Annotated in this window: 17 protein-coding genes and 3 pseudogenes; 14 read left to right on the top strand and 6 right to left on the bottom strand. The window is 52.5% G+C overall.

Going from position 1 to position 17,776, the window contains the following annotated elements; all coding sequences use genetic code 11:
• Positions 1-11 precede the first annotated feature (11 nt).
• Positions 12-1,010 carry a sensor domain-containing diguanylate cyclase gene (locus tag ABOC21_RS29605; protein ID WP_426815660.1) on the bottom strand — a complete coding sequence of 333 codons (999 nt, stop codon included), beginning with the start codon at positions 1,008-1,010 and terminating at the stop codon, positions 12-14.
• A gap of 187 nt (positions 1,011-1,197) precedes the next feature.
• On the opposite strand from ABOC21_RS29605, the gene ABOC21_RS29600 reads away from it, so the two are divergent.
• The 12 genes from ABOC21_RS29600 (at position 1,198) to ABOC21_RS29545 (ending at position 9,489) form a co-directional block, all read left to right on the top strand.
• Positions 1,198-1,527 (top strand): ProQ/FINO family protein, encoded by a 330-nt coding sequence (locus ABOC21_RS29600; RefSeq protein ID WP_426815659.1) that lies wholly within the window; start codon positions 1,198-1,200, stop codon positions 1,525-1,527.
• A 41-nt stretch (positions 1,528-1,568) separates the two neighbouring features.
• A complete protein-coding gene (locus tag ABOC21_RS29595) occupies positions 1,569-1,904 on the top strand; it encodes an NIPSNAP family protein (RefSeq protein ID WP_426815658.1) in 336 nt (111 codons plus the stop codon).
• Between the two features lie 56 nt (positions 1,905-1,960).
• Positions 1,961-2,491, top strand: coding sequence for a GrpB family protein (locus tag ABOC21_RS29590; protein WP_426815657.1), 531 nt, complete (start codon positions 1,961-1,963; stop codon positions 2,489-2,491).
• A 280-nt stretch (positions 2,492-2,771) separates the two neighbouring features.
• Positions 2,772-3,737, top strand: a complete 966-nt coding sequence (locus tag ABOC21_RS29585; RefSeq protein ID WP_426815656.1) for a L,D-transpeptidase family protein — start codon at positions 2,772-2,774, stop codon at positions 3,735-3,737.
• Between the two features lie 199 nt (positions 3,738-3,936).
• The gene (locus ABOC21_RS29580) at positions 3,937-4,323 is read left to right on the top strand and encodes a hypothetical protein (protein ID WP_426815655.1); all 387 of its coding nucleotides are present in this window, start codon (positions 3,937-3,939) and stop codon (positions 4,321-4,323) included.
• Positions 4,324-4,374: 51 nt separating this feature from the next.
• A complete protein-coding gene (locus ABOC21_RS29575) occupies positions 4,375-4,956 on the top strand; it encodes a phospholipase D family protein (RefSeq protein WP_426815654.1) in 582 nt (193 codons plus the stop codon).
• A 151-nt stretch (positions 4,957-5,107) separates the two neighbouring features.
• Positions 5,108-5,344 (top strand): replication regulatory protein RepA, encoded by a 237-nt coding sequence (gene repA / locus ABOC21_RS29570; protein ID WP_426815653.1) that lies wholly within the window; start codon positions 5,108-5,110, stop codon positions 5,342-5,344.
• A 241-nt stretch (positions 5,345-5,585) separates the two neighbouring features.
• Entirely contained in the window at positions 5,586-5,657 is a 72-nt protein-coding gene (gene tap, locus ABOC21_RS29565) for a RepA leader peptide Tap (RefSeq protein WP_426815866.1), read from the top strand.
• On the top strand, positions 5,650-6,513 hold the full coding sequence (gene repA / locus ABOC21_RS29560) for an incFII family plasmid replication initiator RepA (RefSeq protein ID WP_426815652.1): 864 nt from the start codon (positions 5,650-5,652) through the stop codon (positions 6,511-6,513). Before tap ends, repA (ABOC21_RS29560) begins: the two co-directional genes overlap by 8 nt.
• A gap of 977 nt (positions 6,514-7,490) precedes the next feature.
• Positions 7,491-7,922, top strand: a complete 432-nt coding sequence (locus ABOC21_RS29555) for a ProQ/FINO family protein (protein WP_426815651.1) — start codon at positions 7,491-7,493, stop codon at positions 7,920-7,922.
• 88 nt (positions 7,923-8,010) lie between these two features.
• Positions 8,011-8,841 carry an alpha/beta fold hydrolase gene (locus ABOC21_RS29550; protein WP_426815650.1) on the top strand — a complete coding sequence of 277 codons (831 nt, stop codon included), beginning with the start codon at positions 8,011-8,013 and terminating at the stop codon, positions 8,839-8,841.
• A gap of 45 nt (positions 8,842-8,886) precedes the next feature.
• Positions 8,887-9,489 carry a DUF2913 family protein gene (locus tag ABOC21_RS29545; protein ID WP_426815649.1) on the top strand — a complete coding sequence of 201 codons (603 nt, stop codon included), beginning with the start codon at positions 8,887-8,889 and terminating at the stop codon, positions 9,487-9,489.
• 5 nt (positions 9,490-9,494) lie between these two features.
• Here the strand turns inward: ABOC21_RS29545 and ABOC21_RS29540 are convergent.
• Positions 9,495-10,455: pseudogene (locus tag ABOC21_RS29540) on the bottom strand (Rpn family recombination-promoting nuclease/putative transposase).
• Between the two features lie 46 nt (positions 10,456-10,501).
• Here ABOC21_RS29540 and tnpC point away from each other — a divergent pair.
• Positions 10,502-11,071: pseudogene (tnpC, locus tag ABOC21_RS29535) on the top strand (IS66 family transposase); the annotation flags it as partial.
• 133 nt (positions 11,072-11,204) lie between these two features.
• On the opposite strand, the gene ABOC21_RS29530 reads toward tnpC, so the two are convergent.
• The 4 genes and pseudogenes from ABOC21_RS29530 to ABOC21_RS29515 form a co-directional block, all read right to left on the bottom strand.
• Entirely contained in the window at positions 11,205-12,680 is a 1,476-nt protein-coding gene (locus ABOC21_RS29530; RefSeq protein ID WP_426815648.1) for a hypothetical protein, read from the bottom strand.
• Positions 12,681-13,076: 396 nt separating this feature from the next.
• Positions 13,077-14,025, bottom strand: a pseudogene (locus tag ABOC21_RS29525) (IS30 family transposase).
• Positions 14,026-14,824: 799 nt separating this feature from the next.
• Positions 14,825-15,010: a hypothetical protein gene (locus ABOC21_RS29520; RefSeq protein ID WP_426815647.1), complete on the bottom strand. Its 186-nt coding sequence runs from the start codon at positions 15,008-15,010 to the stop codon at positions 14,825-14,827.
• 100 nt (positions 15,011-15,110) lie between these two features.
• Complete coding sequence (locus ABOC21_RS29515; protein WP_426815646.1) at positions 15,111-16,481, bottom strand: hypothetical protein; 1,371 nt, start codon at positions 16,479-16,481, stop codon at positions 15,111-15,113.
• Positions 16,482-16,992: 511 nt separating this feature from the next.
• On the opposite strand from ABOC21_RS29515, the gene ABOC21_RS29510 reads away from it, so the two are divergent.
• Entirely contained in the window at positions 16,993-17,655 is a 663-nt protein-coding gene (locus ABOC21_RS29510) for a recombinase family protein (protein ID WP_426815645.1), read from the top strand.
• The last annotated feature ends 121 nt before the right edge of the window (positions 17,656-17,776 follow it).

Raw genomic sequence — 17,776 nt, 5'->3', positions numbered from 1 at the left:
TAATTAGGCTATTACTCTTTTGACATTTTATTTTTACCAGAAATTTTTGACTCATATAAGAGTCGGTCTCCTCGGTGTAAAAAATCGTTTAAACTTTCATCTCCATTGAATTGAGTAACGCCAATACTTACAGTGATTTTATAGTTATCTATCATGACAATTTTATCCATGGACTGAATAATTTTATCGGCAACTAAATAAGCTTCTTCTAATTTAGTTACAGGCATAATGACAATGAACTCATCACCTCCCCACCTTGCCAGAGTATCCTGGTTACGAAGGGAGTTTCGAATTTTGTCAGCTACAGTAATAAGGGTTCTGTCACCAAAAAAATGACCATGCTTATCATTAATATATTTAAAATTATCAATATCGATAGCCATAATCGAGAGAGGGTGACTAAAGCGCTTTGATCTGTCATATTCTTGTTTCAGTACTCTTTCAAGACGATATCTATTAGCGGATTTTGTTAAATAATCAGACTCTGCCAGCTCACGATTACAATCAAGTTGATGTTGTAACTTTTTATTAATTATAGATAATTCATTCGTTCTCTCCGCAATAAGTGTTTCAAGTGATTTGTTCTTTTTCTGCAACTCAATCATCAATCGTTTTGATGAGTTAATGTTTCTGTGTGCCCCTAACATTTTTGCCACTGAATTATCATTGTTTCGCAAGGTGATAACAGCACAATCTTCAATCCAAATGTATTCTCCATCATTACATCGACATCTATATTCAACATGATATGGAATGTTTTTGAATATGCTGTTTTCAAAACTCTTCATAACATTTGGATAGTCCTCAGGATGAATAATATCCTCCCAGGTTTTTACTGTATTTGGAAGTGAGTTGCATTCATATCCCAGCATTCTATACCACCCTGGATTGCGGTATACATAACCTGTATTGGCATCCCAATCCCAGACGCCATCACTTATGAGACCAAGCAATTCTTGAAGTGTTTTCTCATCCCAATTAATGTTGGGCGGCGTTTTATTATTACTCATACTATAGCCTCGCACTGAACTCTATCAAACCGATTCTATCAAATTGGCTTTTGGTGTTTATACTAAGTGATGTTATGAGTGTAATGTATTATTACCTGGCTGTGCAATAGTTGGTGTGAGACGCGAATTCTGATAATAAGAATCTATCCCAGTAGGCTATTATATTTGCCATTTTGGCCGCAGGCAGTTGCTCACAATCCTCATGTACTGCGTGTACGCTCCGGTTTTTCCGCACTGTCCGTGGCCAAACTGGCTGCATCAATCTACGCCTACTGGGATAGGCTCTATCGAACATCAGGCTCTGCCGCTGTCGCACAAGCTGGTCCTTATCTGCCTGAAGAGTCTCACCCGCGCGGATGTGTATCTGTCGCGGATGCGGACCGGGGCGGTGCGGGTGGATATCCACGGCAAGGTGGTCGCCACGGTCACGGCGGAGGAAGAAGCCTATGCCCGGGGGCGGATGGCGAAGCAGGCGCAGCAGCAGGCCCGCCGGGCAGGAACCAGCGAACCAAGATAAATGACACAACGGCTGGGAAGGCCCGTACAGGAAGCGTATTTATGAATAAAACCGTCGAAATACTGCAGTACACACTGCGTAAAGGCTCAGGGGCTGCTTTTCACACTGTCATGCAGGAAATCAGCGTTCCTCTGCATCAGCGCCACGGAATTGATGTTGTGTCATCCGGTCATTCGCTGCACGATCCGGACTGCTACTACCTCATCCGGGCATTTGACAGTGAGCAAAACATGACAATGGCTCTTGAATCTTTCTACGCCAGTGAAGACTGGCGCAGCGGCCCGCGTGAGTCCATCATTGAGTGCATCGAAACAAGCATTAAAACAGTGATGAACCTGCCCGCGCTGAGTGTGGATGGTTTACGGATACCAGCCTGAGTCTGCCCGGTGAGGGCTGGAGTTGCTGTCATATCAGGTCTGTGAGGATGGGGATTATGCGAAAGGTCACTGTTGTTACGTATGATGAGCACTGGCCGGAGGCATTTGAGGCTGAGGGCGTGCTGCTGCAGGCCTCGCTTGGTCATGTTGTTTCGGGTATTCACCACATTGGCAGCACGTCGGTTCCGGGACTGGCAGCCAAACCGGTGATAGACATCCTGCTGGAAGTGACGGGGCTGGTTGAGCTTGACAGCTTAAACGCTGCAATGGCGCGGGCCGGATATACTGCACGAGGTGAAAATGGTATTCCTGACCGCAGATACTTCACCAAAGGTGAAGAGCAGCGCAGCCACCATGTTCACGCCTTTGCTGCGGGCGATCCGCAAATTGAAAAGCATCTGGCATTTCGTGATTACCTTATTCGCAACGGAAAGGCAGCGGAACTGTATGCCCGGATAAAGCGTGCTGCTGCGCTGGTAAATGAAAGCGATACCGGTGGCTACAGCGCCTTCAAGAAGGATTTTATTGAGCATCATCTTCGGCTGGCCCTTATGAAGCCGGAAAAACAGGACGCACCACTCCTCTGAAGTTTTTGTTACCGGACCTCCATACCATTAACAGATCAGATTGTGCGAAGGCGACAGACGAGTGAATTTCCTGGAGCTCCCCCGGTAAGTGACCGGGGGAGTGAACGATGTCAACGCTCTTGCAGCTTCAGATGTGTCAGGTACAGATGATATAAATTCTGTTTTAATTCAATGATCTGAAAATAAACCCATTGAAGAGAATTTACAAATAATATTGATTTTTATAGTTCAAGTCTTTTCATCTTAATTAAAATCACCTCATGATCTGGAGGACATCACTATGGATAAAACCGTAAAAGCCCCGGTTGCTGACTGGGGTCGGAGGTTAACTTCTGTTGCATTTTGTCTGGCGGGGGTCATGCCAGCCACATTACTGGCCGCAAACTACCCACTTCCTGAGCCTGGAAGTCGTTTGATTGGGACAAATATTGAACATATCGTTGATAATGATGGAGGCTCTCTTGAAGCTATAGCGGCCCGTTACGATGTTGGCCTGTTGGCTGTTATGCAGGCAAATCCGGATGTTGACCCTTTTTTGCCTCGGGCAGGCACAAAACTAACGATTCCCTCCCGGATGCTGCTGCCTGATGTCCCTCGAGACGGGATTACTGTGAATCTGGCCGAGATGAGGCTTTACTACTTTCCCAAAAACAGCCGGGAGGTCAGAGTCTATCCTGTAGGCATCGGTCAGATTGACGATGAAACAATTACCCCACTTATGAGCACTTCTGTCGTGCAGAAGCGTGAAAACCCGACATGGACACCAACTACTACCATCCGTAAACGTTATCTTGAAAAAGGGATAGTACTTCCGGCAGTTATGCCTGCCGGCAATGATAATCCAATGGGGCACCACGCACTGCGTCTCGGGGCCCACGGTGGAGTCTATCTCATTCATGGAACTAATGCTGATTTTGGAATAGGTATGCGAGTCAGTTCAGGGTGCATCAGGTTACGTAATCCGGATATAAAAGAATTATTCAAAGATGTTCCGGTAGGAACCCGGGTTCGCATTATCAATGAACCAGTCAAAGTGGCCGTCGAACCAGACGGGAAAAAATATGCGGAAGTACATCAACCTGTATCAGAGCGATTAAGTGATGATCCCAGAGTCAGGCCAATTCAGCTCAGCCCGGCCGTTAAATCATTCAGGGAGCAGTCTGAAATATCAGTTCCGCTATTTGACAGCTTACTTAAGATTCGCTCAGGTCTTCCTCAGGACGTAGGATCCAGTGCATCTATTTGAGCTGACTGCTGAGAATGTAAACAGATATTCGGCAAGGTTATGTTGCAAGTGATTGATGGTATTAATTTTATCTCCATATTGTACTGAATGAAAATTATACCTTCCAGAGCAGAAATGAGATTATTGACCTGGATGCGCTGGTTGCCGTGCTGAAACTGAGGTGACGGAAAAATCTGGGGTTCCGGCGTAGAACCCCTTTATGGAGCGGCCGGTCTTCGGCAGCCGCTGGGCGGCCTCGCTGCTGGCGGCGAAAACCGGGCAGCAGGTCCGGAAAACGCAGGGGGCGGAGGCGTACCTCCGCTATCATCATGCCCTGTTTGCCGGCGGGTTAACGGAAGGCCGGCTGACGGACGCAGCGGTGGAAAAAGCCTCCGGGAAACTTCAGTTCACGCCAGCGGGCATCGGAGATATCAACGCCACGCTCACGGACATTAACGACATGGCCACCGCAACGGGCTTCACCGGCACCCCGGGCATCATCATTATGCCGGTCAGAGGAGCCAGCACAGAGAACACCACGGTGTTTGCCGGCATGGCTGAGGCCGGGCCTCTGCAGGCGGCCATTGATAAGGCCCGTCAGCCGTAACCCCCGCATCAGCCCGCTTCATTCCTGTTTTGTATAAAAAAGGATTTCATTATGCCTGATACCTTTCTGCGGCGGGCGTTACCGCCGCATCAACCGGTGGCGGCCGGCAGGCTGCTGCTGTCTGCCCTGACGGTCGTGGCCCTGTGTGGTCCTGCGCCGGCTGTGGCGGCCCCTTCCGCTGAAGCCGGTTTTTCACCGGAGGGCAGCGGCCTGACGCTGGTCCTCGGCACTGTCGGCAGCGCGCAGCACAGTATCCGCCTGATGGGGTACTCCTTCACCTCCCCGGAGGTGGTCCGGGCGCTGGTACAGGCGCACCGGCGCGGCGTCGACGTGAAAGTGGTGCTGGATGACAAGGGCAACCGCAACAGAAGCGGTCAGGCGGCGATGAACACGCTGGTGAATGCCGGTATCCCGGTGAGAACCAACAGCCGTTACGCCATCCTGCACGACAAGGTGATGATTGTGGACGGTCGGACGGTGGAGACCGGCAGCATGAATTTCACCCGCTCCGGGGCGACGCGCAACTCAGAGAACGTGCTGGTCATCCGCGACATGCCGGCGCTGGCGCAGCAGTATCTGGCGCACTGGCAGTCGCGGTGGGACAGCGGCACCGCGTGGTCATCCGCGTACTGAGGTGACGCTGTTCAGTTATCCCCTCTTTCCTTTTCAGGATGAGCCCTGCGCCAACAGGGTTCACACTTCCGGTTAAAGTTAAGTCGCTGATTTGCGGAATCTGTAGTATTCTCTGCGAAACGATCCTTGTCTGAACCATGAGGAGGCAGAGATGTCGCAGGCACAAAATGCAGGAACTTCCTCATCGAAAGCAAAGCGCCCTTATCGGAAAGGTAATCCTTTAAGTCTTGCTGAGCGCCAGCAGGCCTATAATGAGCGAAAGAGAGATACTCATGCTCTGGTGAGCGCCAGTGTAAGAAAAGATCTCAAAGAAAAATTGCTTCGGATCTGTGAAGAGAAAGGGATGACACAAAGAGAGTTGATTGAGGAGCTCATAGAGCAACTTTGATTGACAAAAAGTAGATATAAAACAAATTTCTTGGGTTTTCCAATATCAAGTGATAGATTACGGAAAACTAGACATGTAGGCTGGCCACGCCAGAAGTGGCAGGGAACTGAGACGGAGAGCATAACCCGGACTCAGAAAAGCAAAAACCCCGATAATCTTTCATTTCTTGGCGGATACGAAGATTAACGGGGCCTACTTAAACTGTACAGAAGCTGTTGCTCTGTACGGGGAGTATAGTGACATGCCCAGAAAACTGCAATACCTTCTGTGCTCGCTCCTTCTGCGCAACATAAGCGCAGGATGGTGTGACTGACCCGCAGACCCCGTTCACTCACTACCGGCAGGTGCGTAACCCGCATCCGGCGTTCGCGCCGGGCGAGGACAAAAAGACCCTGCCGTTCTGTCGCAAGCTGATGGAAAAAGCCGCCGGCTTCACCTCCCGTTTCGCGTTCCCGATGCACGTGGCGTTCATGCGCTCGCTGGGTAAACGCCACCGGCTGCCGCCGGTGCTGCGCCGCCGGGCGATTGACGCGCTGCTGCAGGGGATGTGCTTCCATTACGATCCGCTGGCCAACCGCGTGCAGCGTTCGGTGACCAACCTCGCCATTGAGTGCGGGCTGGCCACGGAGTCGCAGCGCGGCAACCTGTCGGTGACCCGGGCGACCCGGGCGCTGAAGTTTATGGCGGAGCTGGGGCTCATCACCTATGACACCGAGTATGATCCGCAGACCGGCTGCAATATCCCGACCGACATCACCTTCAACCCGGCGCTGTTTTCGGCGCTGGACGTGTCTGACGTGGCGGTGGCGGCGGCAAGACGCAGCCGGGTGGAGTGGGAGAACCGGCTGCGGGAGAAGCAGCAGCTGCCCCGGCTCGAAACGGATGAGCTGATAGCGAAGGCGTGGCGCTTTGTGCGCGAGCGTTTCCGGGCCTACCAGCGGGAGCGCAAAGCCCACGGCCAGCGGCGGGCCACCGCCCGCCGGGACGCAGAGCGCAGCCGCCGGGATATCGACACCCTCGTGAAACGCCAGCTGACGCGGGACATCGCCGAAGGGCGGTTCACCGGCACGCTGGACGCCGTGAAGCGCGAGCAGGCGCGGCGGGTGAAGGAGCGCATGCTGCTGTCGCGCGGGAACAATTACACCCGGCTGGCGACCGTCCCGATATAACCCGAACCCTGACATCATCCGGCTGACGCCGGAGGCGTTCGCACGTCCGCACCCTGCCGGTGCGCATTTTTCACCCGTATCACAGCCAAAACCATCCTGTTTTCCCCCTTTCCGCGCTCACCATCACCCCTGAACGGTCCCTTTCCGGCATCATTTTCCCGTCGCGGACGGTTATCCACGGATAAGTGCAAGGGAACTTTCCGTAAGGTTCAACGCGACCCGGTGATTAAGCGCCGGCCGTTCAGGTTTTAAGGTGCGTGGTTTCTTTTAAACCCCTGCTCAGAACCTCCTGTAAAAAACCTTTAATAACTTCATATAAAAATAAAACCTGTTCATCGCCTGCCCGGTGGACAGACGACAGAAAGGCCTGACCGGTGCAGCGGACTCCCGTCCGCGCGGTCAGAAATACAGAAGTTCCTCCCGTCGCCCTGCGACGGGCACCTGACCGCCACCGAACTTAGTTACAGCATTCAAATGAAACAGGCACAAAGCCGGCGCAGACCGGCACCCCGGTGCCCCTCCCCGCCACTGAACAGCGCCGCCTCCCCCGGCCCTTTGGGCCGGGAAAAGCATCGCTTTCAATGACGGATGTTGTAACTAGTGGTTTTGGGGTGGCTGTGGGAGGTCTGCGGTGAGTTCCGGGGTACACGCCCGTAAGCGGCCCTCACGGCCCGCTAACGCGGAGATACGCCCCGGCGGCGGCGTTGCCTTGCCGGAGCCACTCCGGTGGCGCACAGTGGCTTCTGTGCGGTTTTAGGCGGGTCTGGCTGGTCAGGGCGAAGGGAAGTATCGGGGAAACCTTTCATCCCGGGCCGGCTGACGCCGGGCTGCGGCGGACTGACACCAGAGCTGTCCTTAACTGAGCAGTGCCGCCTTTTATGCGCGGTTGCGCATGAAAAACAGGGATATTTCCTGTTGTATATCATCAGGATAAGGTATAATTAAGGCTGTTTACCCCTGTCCAGCATGAGGGCTGTATGCCGGAAAAAACATCATCCGCTGACCCGGTGGTCACCGCGCCTGACACCGCAAAACCCGGGCTCAGCAAAAAGCAGCGCCGGACTTACCGCCGGTGGGGGCTGGTCCGTCAGGTCGCCGCCCTGTTTCCGCTGCTGTGGCCGGAATTCAGAAACGGGCAGTTCCGCCCCCTGAAAACCGGTATCAGCGCGGACGTCCGCGCATGGATTGCCGCTAACCCGCAGGTCGGGCTCAGCGAGGAGGAATGGCAGCAGGCGGTGCGCTTTGTGGTCAGCCGGCTGGCGTACCTGCGCACGGTCACCGAAGGGACAGCCCGCGTGGACCTCAGCGGCGAGCCCGCCGGGACGGTCACCGCCTCCGAGGAGCAGCATTCCCGGCGCAAAATGGCCGCCATCCGCGCCCGGTTTACGCCGAAATCCCCGCAATCCTGAAAGGAAGGGCTGTTTTTCAGTGAATAATAAAACGTGACATGCCCTTTTATCATCTCCGGCATAAATCATGATACAGGTCAAAAGGATAATGAAAGAAATTACGCTGAAGGACGGCAGAACTCTGGGCTGGTGCGAATGGGGTCCGGATGACGGAGTGCCTGTGATTTTTTGTACCGGGGCCGGGATGAGCGGTTCGCTGGGGTTCGGATATGACCATCTGGAGCGTCTGGGAATTCGCCTGATAGCTCCCCACCGGCCCGGCTCCGGTAGCTCCAGCATTCACAGGGACAAGACCCTGACCAGCTGGGCAGGGGATGTGGCTGAGCTGTTAGCGCATGAAAGAATTCAGGCATGCCATGTTGTTGGTTTTTCGATGGGCACACCTTTCGCTCTTGCCCTTACCGGGGTCTGTGAGGTGAAATCGCTGGCGCTTGTGGCCGGGCAGGACCAGTTCAGCTATCCTGAAACGTATCAGCTTCTGTCCGCTGATGTGAAGTGTGTTCTGGATAAACTTCATCATGACGCCGCTGAATTTGAGCGAATGATTGCGGCTCAGGCCACGGCGGACTGGCTGTGGGGCTTCATTATTAACACCAGTTCTGAGCAGGATGCGTCATTTTACACCGAAGCGGTGTTCAGTGCGGCTTACCGACAATGTCTGCAGGAAGGTTTTATGCAGGGTGCTGAAAGCTATGCGCGGGATTTAGTCAACGCCTGGGGGGAGTGGCCCGTGCGGCCGGAAGAGGTGGACTGTCCGGTATCGCTGTGGTACGGGGCTTTTGACCACAGTGATGTCCATTCACCGGATGCGGGCGCCAGTCTGGAAAGACGCTTTCCGCACGCAACCCGCAATTTCCTTCCGTATGCCGGCAACTCCGTCCTCTGGATACAGGCCGGGGACATTCTGGCGGCGTTGTAGTTGTCGGGTAATACCCGGTAAATATACTGGAGAATGCGTTTCACCGTGACTCAGACTGAAAAAACCGGCCATCTGGCATGGTGCGCCCTCGTCGCGCTGGGTTTCGCCCGGCGGGACGGCACCCTGACCTCGCCGGCGCAGGAAAACCTGTTTCTCACCCGCTGGCTGGCCACCGCCCTGAAGCAGCGGCGCTTTTCCCGCGACGTCACCCCGGATATCGAATGGCTGCTGAAGCAGGGACGGCTGTACGGCGTGCGGGCGAACCTGCCCGGGAAGCTGGATTATTTCTGGCGCGCCTGTAGCAGCGAACTCACGGAGCAGAATGACCTGTTCCGTCTGACGTATGCGGTGGAGACGGCGAAGGAGATGCAGTGGCAGTACCGGGTGCTCAGTGACCGCGAGTGGTCCGGCCGTCATGCCCTGCCCCTGAGTGAGGCGGTGAACGGGGTGTATCTGTTGTGCACGAATCTGGACGCGGCCTTTGACGAGGACGGTAACCAGACCGGGCCGCTGATGGCGCGCATCACCGGCAGTGTCGAGGGTATGGTGGCGCTGCTGAGTTCCTGCGGCTGGCAGGCGGTGGCAGAAAATGACGCCCTGCCCCGGCAGTACCGGCTGACCGCCGGGCAGGAAAAAGGTCAGGACTAAAACACTCAGTGGCGCAGCTGCGACAGGTCGTCTTCCGACAGGCCGGTCATTTTCATCACCGTGCTGCGGTCCAGACCGTTATCCAGCATCGTGCGGGCGATTTTCAACGCTGCCTCGCGCTCACCCTCGCGTTTGCCTTTTTCGATACCGCGCTGCTCGCCCAGCTGAATGCCTTCCTGACGGCCGCGTTCAAGGCCCTTCTCGATGCCCTTCTGCTCAAGCTGCTGTGCAATTGTCATCAGTGTGTCCCCGTGCTGCGGCACCCGCTGTGCCAGTTGACGTACAAAGGCTTCGGCGTCGTCGGTCTCGCCGGCCTGTACCAGATAGTTTATCAGCGATATCAGCTGCTGTCCCGTGAGATGTCCGGTCAGCAGAACGGTGGCCAGCCGGTCGAGCAGGCCGGCAAGGTCGCGCTGATGGATATGCTTCTGCAGCAGCGTCAGGGCCGCCATGCTGCGGTGGGTCATGATGTCGTCGTCCGGAATGACGGTGACGTCAACCAGCGGAAAGGGGCCGGCATACAGCTTGTCCGGCCAGTGCCGGGTCGTCAAACTCATCCAGCCAGCGGGTGGAGTACGGGTACGGGCTGCGCTTCCCGGTGTAGAACAGCACCGGAATGACCAGCGGCAGCTTTTTATGCCCCGCATCCAGATGGCGCTGCATGGCGGCCACGGCATAGCGCAGCAGGCGGAAGGCCATGTGTTTGTCCGGCGAACTCTGGTGCTCAATCAGCACATGAATGTAGCCGTCGCCGGCGGTGGTCTTCAGGCTCCAGAGGACATCGCTGTAATAGGCCCGCAGGCTCTCCTCGACAAAGCTGCCGGATTCGAGTTTCAGGGTGCTGAGGTCGCAGACGGCGCGCAGCTCTGCCGGGAGGTGAATGGCGATAAAGTCCCGGGCGGTGTCGGGGTTTGTCAGGAAGGCCCTGAAGGCCGCGTCATGCGGCATCGGAGTGGATTTTTTCATGCGCCATTTCAGTCAGTTCAGAAAAGACCAGCTTACCACACTGCCCGGCCACATCAGAGAAGCAGCGTGCATGGCGCATGCCAGAAGGAAAATCCACGATGAGCATGTTCGACGCCCGACAGAAATGACGAATGAAGCGCTGAACCGTATAGGTGCGTTGTATGCCATCGAGGCGGAAATACGCGGCAGCCCGGCCGGGAAACGGCTGCAGATAAGAAAAGCACGGTCGGTTCCGCTGATGACATCGCTGCACGAGTGGATAGAGGCGCAAATGACGACGCTGTCGGTTCACGCGGAGACGGCGAAGGCGTTCGCGTACATACTGAAACAGTGGCACGCCCTGAATGAGTACTGCCGTAACGGTCAGGTGGAAATCGACAATAACATCGGAGAAAACGCGCTGCGCGCGGTGGCGGTTGGCAGAAAGAACTACCTGTTCTTCGGCTCTGACAACGGGGGTGAGGCAGCAGCCATCATCTACAGCCTGCTTGGCACCTGCAAACTGAACGGTGTGGAGCCGGAAGGTTGGTTGTGCGAGGTGATAAGCAAGATCAACGACTGGCCTTCAAACCGGGTACATGAGCTGCTGCCCTGGAACCTATCCTCCGTAAAATAATCCTTACGCCACGTTCATTATGGGGCGCTTACACCTTTTTTATCCCTTATCCCGGACTGTCATCGCGGCGATACTTGAACAGGGTAGAGTCCGTTAATGTTGCTAAAATTATTCCACAATATGGGACGACGTATCACTGGCTCAGGAAGTTGCTGATGCACCCGGCATCAATGGTACCGCTTCCTGAGCGGATCCCAAATCGGCTGCCGTCGGTAAGGACGATGGCCAGATAATCATAGGGGCCGCCGCGATCCCTCATCTCATCTTCCACCAGGACTTTGAACTCGGCAATTTCTCCCGCCTGCCAGCGCACACTCCAGGGGCCTTCGCTAAATCCCTGCCAGGTACCATCACGCCAGAAAGTGACGCGACGGTCGTCGTTGTGTGAATCCGGGCGCGGGAAAACACGCTGTGCATCATTAGGCGAGTAATTCATATAGCTGACTATGAAGTCCGGGGTCAGTAACTGCGTGGGTCGCGAAGCCCCGGGGTCAGGGAAACAGGCATGCAGCCAGTTCTGGTAGGCCAGGGTCGACAGGCCGATGCTTCCATGGCCATGTCCGCCGGTTTCAAAATTCAGGTGTATATCGAGGTCATGGCCATGCCACTCAAAGAACGTGGACCAGTCCGGCCGAAGCTCAAATTCGGGTTCACCCGAAGCCAGCCGGGCATGTTCGAATGCGGCAACAACGTCCGGCTTGTCCGGCTTCCCGTTGATGCCTGAAAACCTGAATCCAATGGAGCGCGATGGGAACCTCCCGAACGGCTCCTCATTACAATACACCATTGCCCCGGTTATCTGAAACGCCCCCATCCGGAGCGGTTCGCCCCGGGTGGACAATAACCACGTCTGAAGGTCGCGTGCCATGACACGTGAGTCCAGTTGCGCAGGTTGTCCCAGCTCCAGCATTGGCAGGCAGGTCCATAGTGTGCGTGCGCAATTTCGTCGGGACGAAAGCACTTCTTCTATGGCTGCCAGAGTGATATCAAAATGTTGCGACAGGAAGATGTACAACGGCGCCTCGGCCGACAACGGGGCCGCAATGCGTTCTTGTCGCCCGCTGCGCTCGCCGAAGTTCAGATACAGGGAAGGACGCTCTGATGTGTTGTTCTGCTTCCCGTGTTTGCCCATTTCGATGTAGCCGGTTTCAGCCCATAACAGGACATCCGTTTCGTCGTAGTCGTTCCAGTGCAGTACGTCGGCGTCGAAATCAATATCATACCAGCCGTCGCGGACGGGGTCAGGAGGGTTCCCCAGCACCGCCAGCGGACGACCACCGGCGAACAGGCCCGGACGGGGCAGGCGAGAAAAGTCGAAACCTTCATCCGGCCTCACTGGCTTCCATTTCCCCGGTCGGCAGGAGGCATCCTGAGGGTTAATCCAGACCTGCCGGGCATGCCAGCCCAGAAGAGACGACTGCAGGCGCAGCGGGAAATTGCGAACCTGAACAGTCCGATAATACCCGTCGAACCCTCTCACCGGTTGTGGCGGCGTGAAGCGCAACCACGGACCGAGGTCGTGCCCGCCCACACGCAGGCTGCACAGCTCGAGCTCACCGGGAGGATGGAGCAGTTCGAAGATGAAATGGTCGTAGGTCCGGATGTCCATTGAGTCCTCCGTCGTGTCGATAACAGCTCAGTTTGTGGCATCGTGCACAATGGTTATGTTCAGCGTTACACACACGTGCCGGGGACCGTCCAGCACAGTTTCAAACGCGCACGATGTGGGCCATGGTCTGCTGCTGTTCAGTTTCGTCCAGTCGACTGAACTTACATCATGCCCACTGACTCTGTCCATCCCGATGCCTTTCTGTTCAGGGTGAATCGCAGCAAGTTTCGGGGAAACAAGGCTCTTAGTGAAAGAGGACCCAAAATCACTTCAAAATCAGCAAACCGTTACTCCCCGGAACTGGGTATGTTCCAGCCTGACATAATGAATTTACGTATACCTGGCTTATCTAAAAGTGGGGGGGATTGCTGGCGGATTCAAGTTCGAAGTGCAACGCTAAGCCGCCTTTCTTAACTCTGCAAAGACCACTGAAGGCTGCCGGAATTCGAGGCATTTTCGTGGCCTGCTGTTCAGTGCTCCCTGGTACTTGCGGAGGCTCATCATCCGTCACTGCTGTCAGGTCAGTTCCTTTGGGGATAAACTGCCTCAACAGCCCATTGGTATTCTCATTTAGCCCACGTTCCCACGAAGCATAGGGGTGAGCGAAGCAGGTTTCCGTTTCCAGGGCCGCTGCGATCTCTTTGTGCTGAGTAAACTCCCCGCCATTGTCGAACGTGATGGTATGGCAGACATCTTTGTAGCCGCTCAGCATCGAGATAATGGCTGTGGCCACTTCGCCTGAATCTTTCGAAAACACCTTTTTCGTCAGATAAATACGGCTTTTACGCTCGACCAGCGTCACGATGGCTCCGGTGCCTTGTTTACCCAGAACCAGATCCGCTTCCCAGTCCCCCAGTCGGGTACGAGCATCAACAACGGCCGGTCTCTGCTCGATGGATACGGCGTCAGGTATCGGACTTCGCTTTTTACCATAGCCTTTGCGATAGCGGCGTTTACCCTGCCGGAGGAGCTTGTATAGGTCGCCGCCACTGGCTTTATCAGCCTGAACATGCTGGTAAATCCACTCGTGACTAACCGGCCTGCCGATGATACGGCCAACGGCGCTGATCTGTTCCGGACTCCACAGCCAGTTTAGCGCAGCCTCAACAAAGAAGACCGTATCCTCGTGCATCCTGCGTTTGCCGGCCGCTTTACGGCGGCTGGTACTGAGCTTCTGTGCCGCGGCTGGCTGGTAGCCATCTACAGAAGGATTGCGAAGCAGTTCCCGCGAGACCGTTGATTTGCTGACGCCTGAGCGGCGGGCAATCTCTGCCTGACTCACTTTATCTTCACACAACAGGGCTATCTGGTATCGTAACCCTTCGGTTAGCTGCTGATATTTCATAGTGACTCGCTCATCTTTGGTCGGAAGAGCAGGATAGCTTATCGGCAGCTAACCGTCCCTCCATCCACATGACCGAGCGTTGCACTTATTATCTGAATTCGCGGCTTTTATGATCCGTGAAGGTGAGGGGGCATGACCCGGACCTACAGCCACACAACAAAAGCCACTCAATTACAATAATCTTAAATTTTAATTATCACCAATGACAATCAAATCCATCATGTCCGCATACGATCGTATACGGACACCTGTCGTCAGACATGACCGTATGTAAGGGTTTTGTTTTTTGTACACGCGTGAAATACTGTACATCCTTTACGGATGGAAAATAACGCATGTCACGGTTTTTTGCTTACTACAGATTTTGACATTAAGACCTTATATCGGGTCGATGGTGATGGCCCATCGATCACCGTACGAATATCGATCCACTATGAAAAGTGAAAAAGTCCAGCAAACCTTAGTTTGCTGGACTTGACTGAAATGACTATTAACTCTTAAAAGATTACAAATCTGCTTAGGGAAGGTGCGATTTAATCATTCATAGTTCTGTTCATGACTACAATGATTGCCGTTCATCCATCGTTTTCACTGATTTTGGTGGTTTTTTGCTCACTTATGATACGATGACAGGGCGAAAAAATGGTTCCCATCGAATTAATCGCACCTTCCTTAAGTTATACGCATCTTATTCCTCCTTGATTAAAGATCGCATTTTTAATACTTCAAAATGCACGTTAAACAGTTGCTCTAATTTCATGAGAAGTTAAATCACTAATCCGAGTTCACTTTTAACGTTTTAACTGTCCTTTATGGTTTTATTTTTGTAATCCAGTTCATATTGTTTGGCCAATACAAGCGCAGCCTCTTTAGCAGCAGACTCATCAGCATAATCTAAAATACTTACTTGGGCTGTGAAAAAAGGCCCAAATTCGTTTCCATAAACGACAGTCAAAACGTTGTCATTAGTGCTATACTCATTCATAAACTACCTCTAATGTTAGGTATAAGAATCGTAGTACTCAAACAACCCCCTAATATGGCACTAAGTTCATGCCGCTATAATACCAAGTATCATGGGTATATCAGAATACCTGCCAGGATGTCCCATCAAAAACAATCTCTCGCACATTTCTAGCATCAGAGGTTATTGTATAAGTATTATACCCGTTAACTTTAACTCCATCCTGGCTGGTCAAGTAAATATTACCTGTTGATGCAATAAATAGTTTTATGTGATGTCCAGTTTTAATATTGTTCACCGTTGGTAGCGTTATGGTTATTTCTTCCGCGTTGATAATCAAATTAGGCCTGGAGGCCGAAATTGTTGCACTTGCACTTAACACCAATAATCTCAACGGCCACTTCTCTATGTAACCAGAGGGACCAATTCGAGCAATTGTGTTAGATTCTTGATGATCTGTAAGATCACCTACGCCCATCCATTCAATAGATGCGAAAGTATTATTTCCTCGAAATCTTAGACCTGTAGCAGCAGCAGAAGCTGCATAGAAATCTGCTTTTGGCGCATAAACCCCGGCATACGAGTAGAAGTTAACATTTTTGCTACCCTGTGCCATAAATCCTATTTTCCAGCCTTTGCTATTTGATCCTCGTGACAGAAATGCAGCAGTGCAGTCATAGTTACCACCTAAAACCACATTATCAACACCATTAATTTCATCAGAGTCTTCGACTTTATTATTCCTTACACCATTCTCCTGAATAACACCTTTAGATGCAGGTCCATCGACAGGAAAGAATAAGTTGTTATTTTGCGTCCATAGTTTCGATTTTTTATTAACAATAAACCCAACACTATCAGTTGGTTCTACCGTAGTAGTAGAACTATCAGCCCACTCATCTACAGAGATAGAACCATCAGTATTTTTACCAGTAACTATACCGATACATACTGTATCGTGCTTTGTGAAAATAACATCCCCAACCATAATGTTGTTCCATGTATCTATAGCACCAGGAACACATGAGTTTTTAGTATAGGTGGCAGAGTCTACATCTTCCCATGATTCATATGACGATGAACTAACATCCATATATGTACCAACGGTATCTATCCCACTATTAGTATATCCACGCAATCCACGTGAATTAGAAACTCCAGATACCTCCGGAGAAAATCCGCCAGTTCCTTTGTTCATCATCACAGATAAACCTACGGCGTTTCGGCGTATTCCCCTTGAATTGTTTCCTATACATAGCGAGCCAGGTAACAGCAAACCGTTATCGTCCAGTCGCTCATTCCATACAGCAGCGTCTGCATCTACGTTTCTGCCGAGATAGTCAGTTGAGACTCCTTTGTCGCTCAATGTTCTTAGACGTGACAAGGCAAGATAGGAGGTTATAGCTCGATACGCCACCAGGGATGCTCCAAGACCCTCTTCGCTTGAGGCTAGGTCATTACGCAAACTTTCGTCATCAGAAATATCACTCATTTCACACCTCTCTCATATAAGATTCAACACTAAATAGCTGCACCTAATACCACTACACCTGCCATTTACTGATGGGTGGCATGTTGCGTATGCTCAACACATCTCAAGCCTGATGTAGCATGGTCAGGCAAAGGAAACAGCCCTAATGGCTTGCACTGCATGGGCTGCCAAAAAGTGAAGCACTATTTCGCGCAGCCATTTAGTTATACTGTATATACATACAGTGTCAAGATTTAATTTATATAGATATAGCCTTATATATCCTGACGCAAGCTAAGGCTTAAGTTATTGAAGAATACTGAAGAATACTCACGTGGTGAAAGGTATCCCAGCACACTATGGGAATGCTTGTACTGTAATGCCCTTCTCATCCAATAAAGCATTGTTTAAAAATGACATTTATGTATACCCCTGCGTTACCACTCATTTCGATGCATAAAAATACCAATGTGACCACATTAGTGATACCATTAATCATATGACCATCTATACGTGACCATCAGGGTGAAAAATGCTCATTTTTGGCTACCTTCGCGCATCAACTTCGGAACAGGATTCATGGCGGGCAAAAAATGCGCTCAAGACATTTGCTAACCTGCACGGTCACCGTATCGCAGGTTGGTATGTGGATAATATTTCAGGCACCACCATGAACCGCCCTGAACTGTTGCGACTTCTGGAAGACGCCGAACCCGGTGATGTCATTCTGACCGAACAGGTCGACCGGCTCTCCCGACTTGATGACGCTGGCTGGAACACACTCCGCAAACAGATTACCGACAAACAGCTGGCCATTGTCAGCCTGGACCTGCCAACCAGCCATCTGGCGCTGACCACCACCGTAAGCGATGATTTCACCCGCAGCATGCTGAAAGCCGTCAACGGCATGATGCTTGATATGCTGGCCGCCATTGCCAGAAAGGATTATGAAGACCGGCGTCGCCGTCAGGCCGAGGGTATCAGCAAGGCAAAAGATGAGGGGAAGTACCGGGGCAGGGTGGCCGACATGCAGAAACACGAACTCATCCGTACACTGCGGATTACGCATGGCAAATCCCTGCGTGAAACTGCCCGGCTTGCCGGGGTCTCTAAAATGACGGTTATCCGGGTATGTAAGCATTCCGGCACAGGAGAGGGTGGCAGTCTGACCCCATCTCATGCCTCCTCTTCCTGACATACGTCAGGCGACTTAGCGTGGCACTTAGGGAAGGTGCTATTTAATCATTCATAGTTCTGTTCATGACTACAATGATTGCCGTTCATCCATCGTTTTCACTGATTTTGGCGTTTTTTTT

Source organism: Klebsiella sp. WOUb02 (assembly GCF_050058015.1).
In the GTDB taxonomy this organism is placed as follows: Bacteria; Pseudomonadota; Gammaproteobacteria; order Enterobacterales; family Enterobacteriaceae; genus Klebsiella.
Note: the sequence above shows the minus strand (reverse complement) of the source record. Positions and strands in the feature narration are given on the sequence as shown.

What these genes read in the sequence shown, in the direction of transcription:
- ABOC21_RS29555 (WP_426815651.1), top strand. Translation starts at nt 7,491, where the DNA reads ATGCCGGAAAAAACATCATCCGCTGACCCGGTGGTCACCGCGCCTGAC.
- ABOC21_RS29515 (WP_426815646.1), bottom strand. Translation starts at nt 16,481, where the DNA reads ATGAGTGATATTTCTGATGACGAAAGTTTGCGTAATGACCTAGCCTCA.
- ABOC21_RS29590 (WP_426815657.1), top strand. Translation starts at nt 1,961, where the DNA reads ATGCGAAAGGTCACTGTTGTTACGTATGATGAGCACTGGCCGGAGGCA.
- ABOC21_RS29585 (WP_426815656.1), top strand. Translation starts at nt 2,772, where the DNA reads ATGGATAAAACCGTAAAAGCCCCGGTTGCTGACTGGGGTCGGAGGTTA.
- ABOC21_RS29520 (WP_426815647.1), bottom strand. Translation starts at nt 15,010, where the DNA reads ATGAATGAGTATAGCACTAATGACAACGTTTTGACTGTCGTTTATGGA.
- ABOC21_RS29550 (WP_426815650.1), top strand. Translation starts at nt 8,011, where the DNA reads ATGAAAGAAATTACGCTGAAGGACGGCAGAACTCTGGGCTGGTGCGAA.
- ABOC21_RS29530 (WP_426815648.1), bottom strand. Translation starts at nt 12,680, where the DNA reads ATGGACATCCGGACCTACGACCATTTCATCTTCGAACTGCTCCATCCT.
- repA (WP_426815653.1), top strand. Translation starts at nt 5,108, where the DNA reads ATGTCGCAGGCACAAAATGCAGGAACTTCCTCATCGAAAGCAAAGCGC.
- ABOC21_RS29510 (WP_426815645.1), top strand. Translation starts at nt 16,993, where the DNA reads ATGCTCATTTTTGGCTACCTTCGCGCATCAACTTCGGAACAGGATTCA.
- ABOC21_RS29595 (WP_426815658.1), top strand. Translation starts at nt 1,569, where the DNA reads ATGAATAAAACCGTCGAAATACTGCAGTACACACTGCGTAAAGGCTCA.
- ABOC21_RS29605 (WP_426815660.1), bottom strand. Translation starts at nt 1,010, where the DNA reads ATGAGTAATAATAAAACGCCGCCCAACATTAATTGGGATGAGAAAACA.
- ABOC21_RS29575 (WP_426815654.1), top strand. Translation starts at nt 4,375, where the DNA reads ATGCCTGATACCTTTCTGCGGCGGGCGTTACCGCCGCATCAACCGGTG.
- ABOC21_RS29580 (WP_426815655.1), top strand. Translation starts at nt 3,937, where the DNA reads ATGGAGCGGCCGGTCTTCGGCAGCCGCTGGGCGGCCTCGCTGCTGGCG.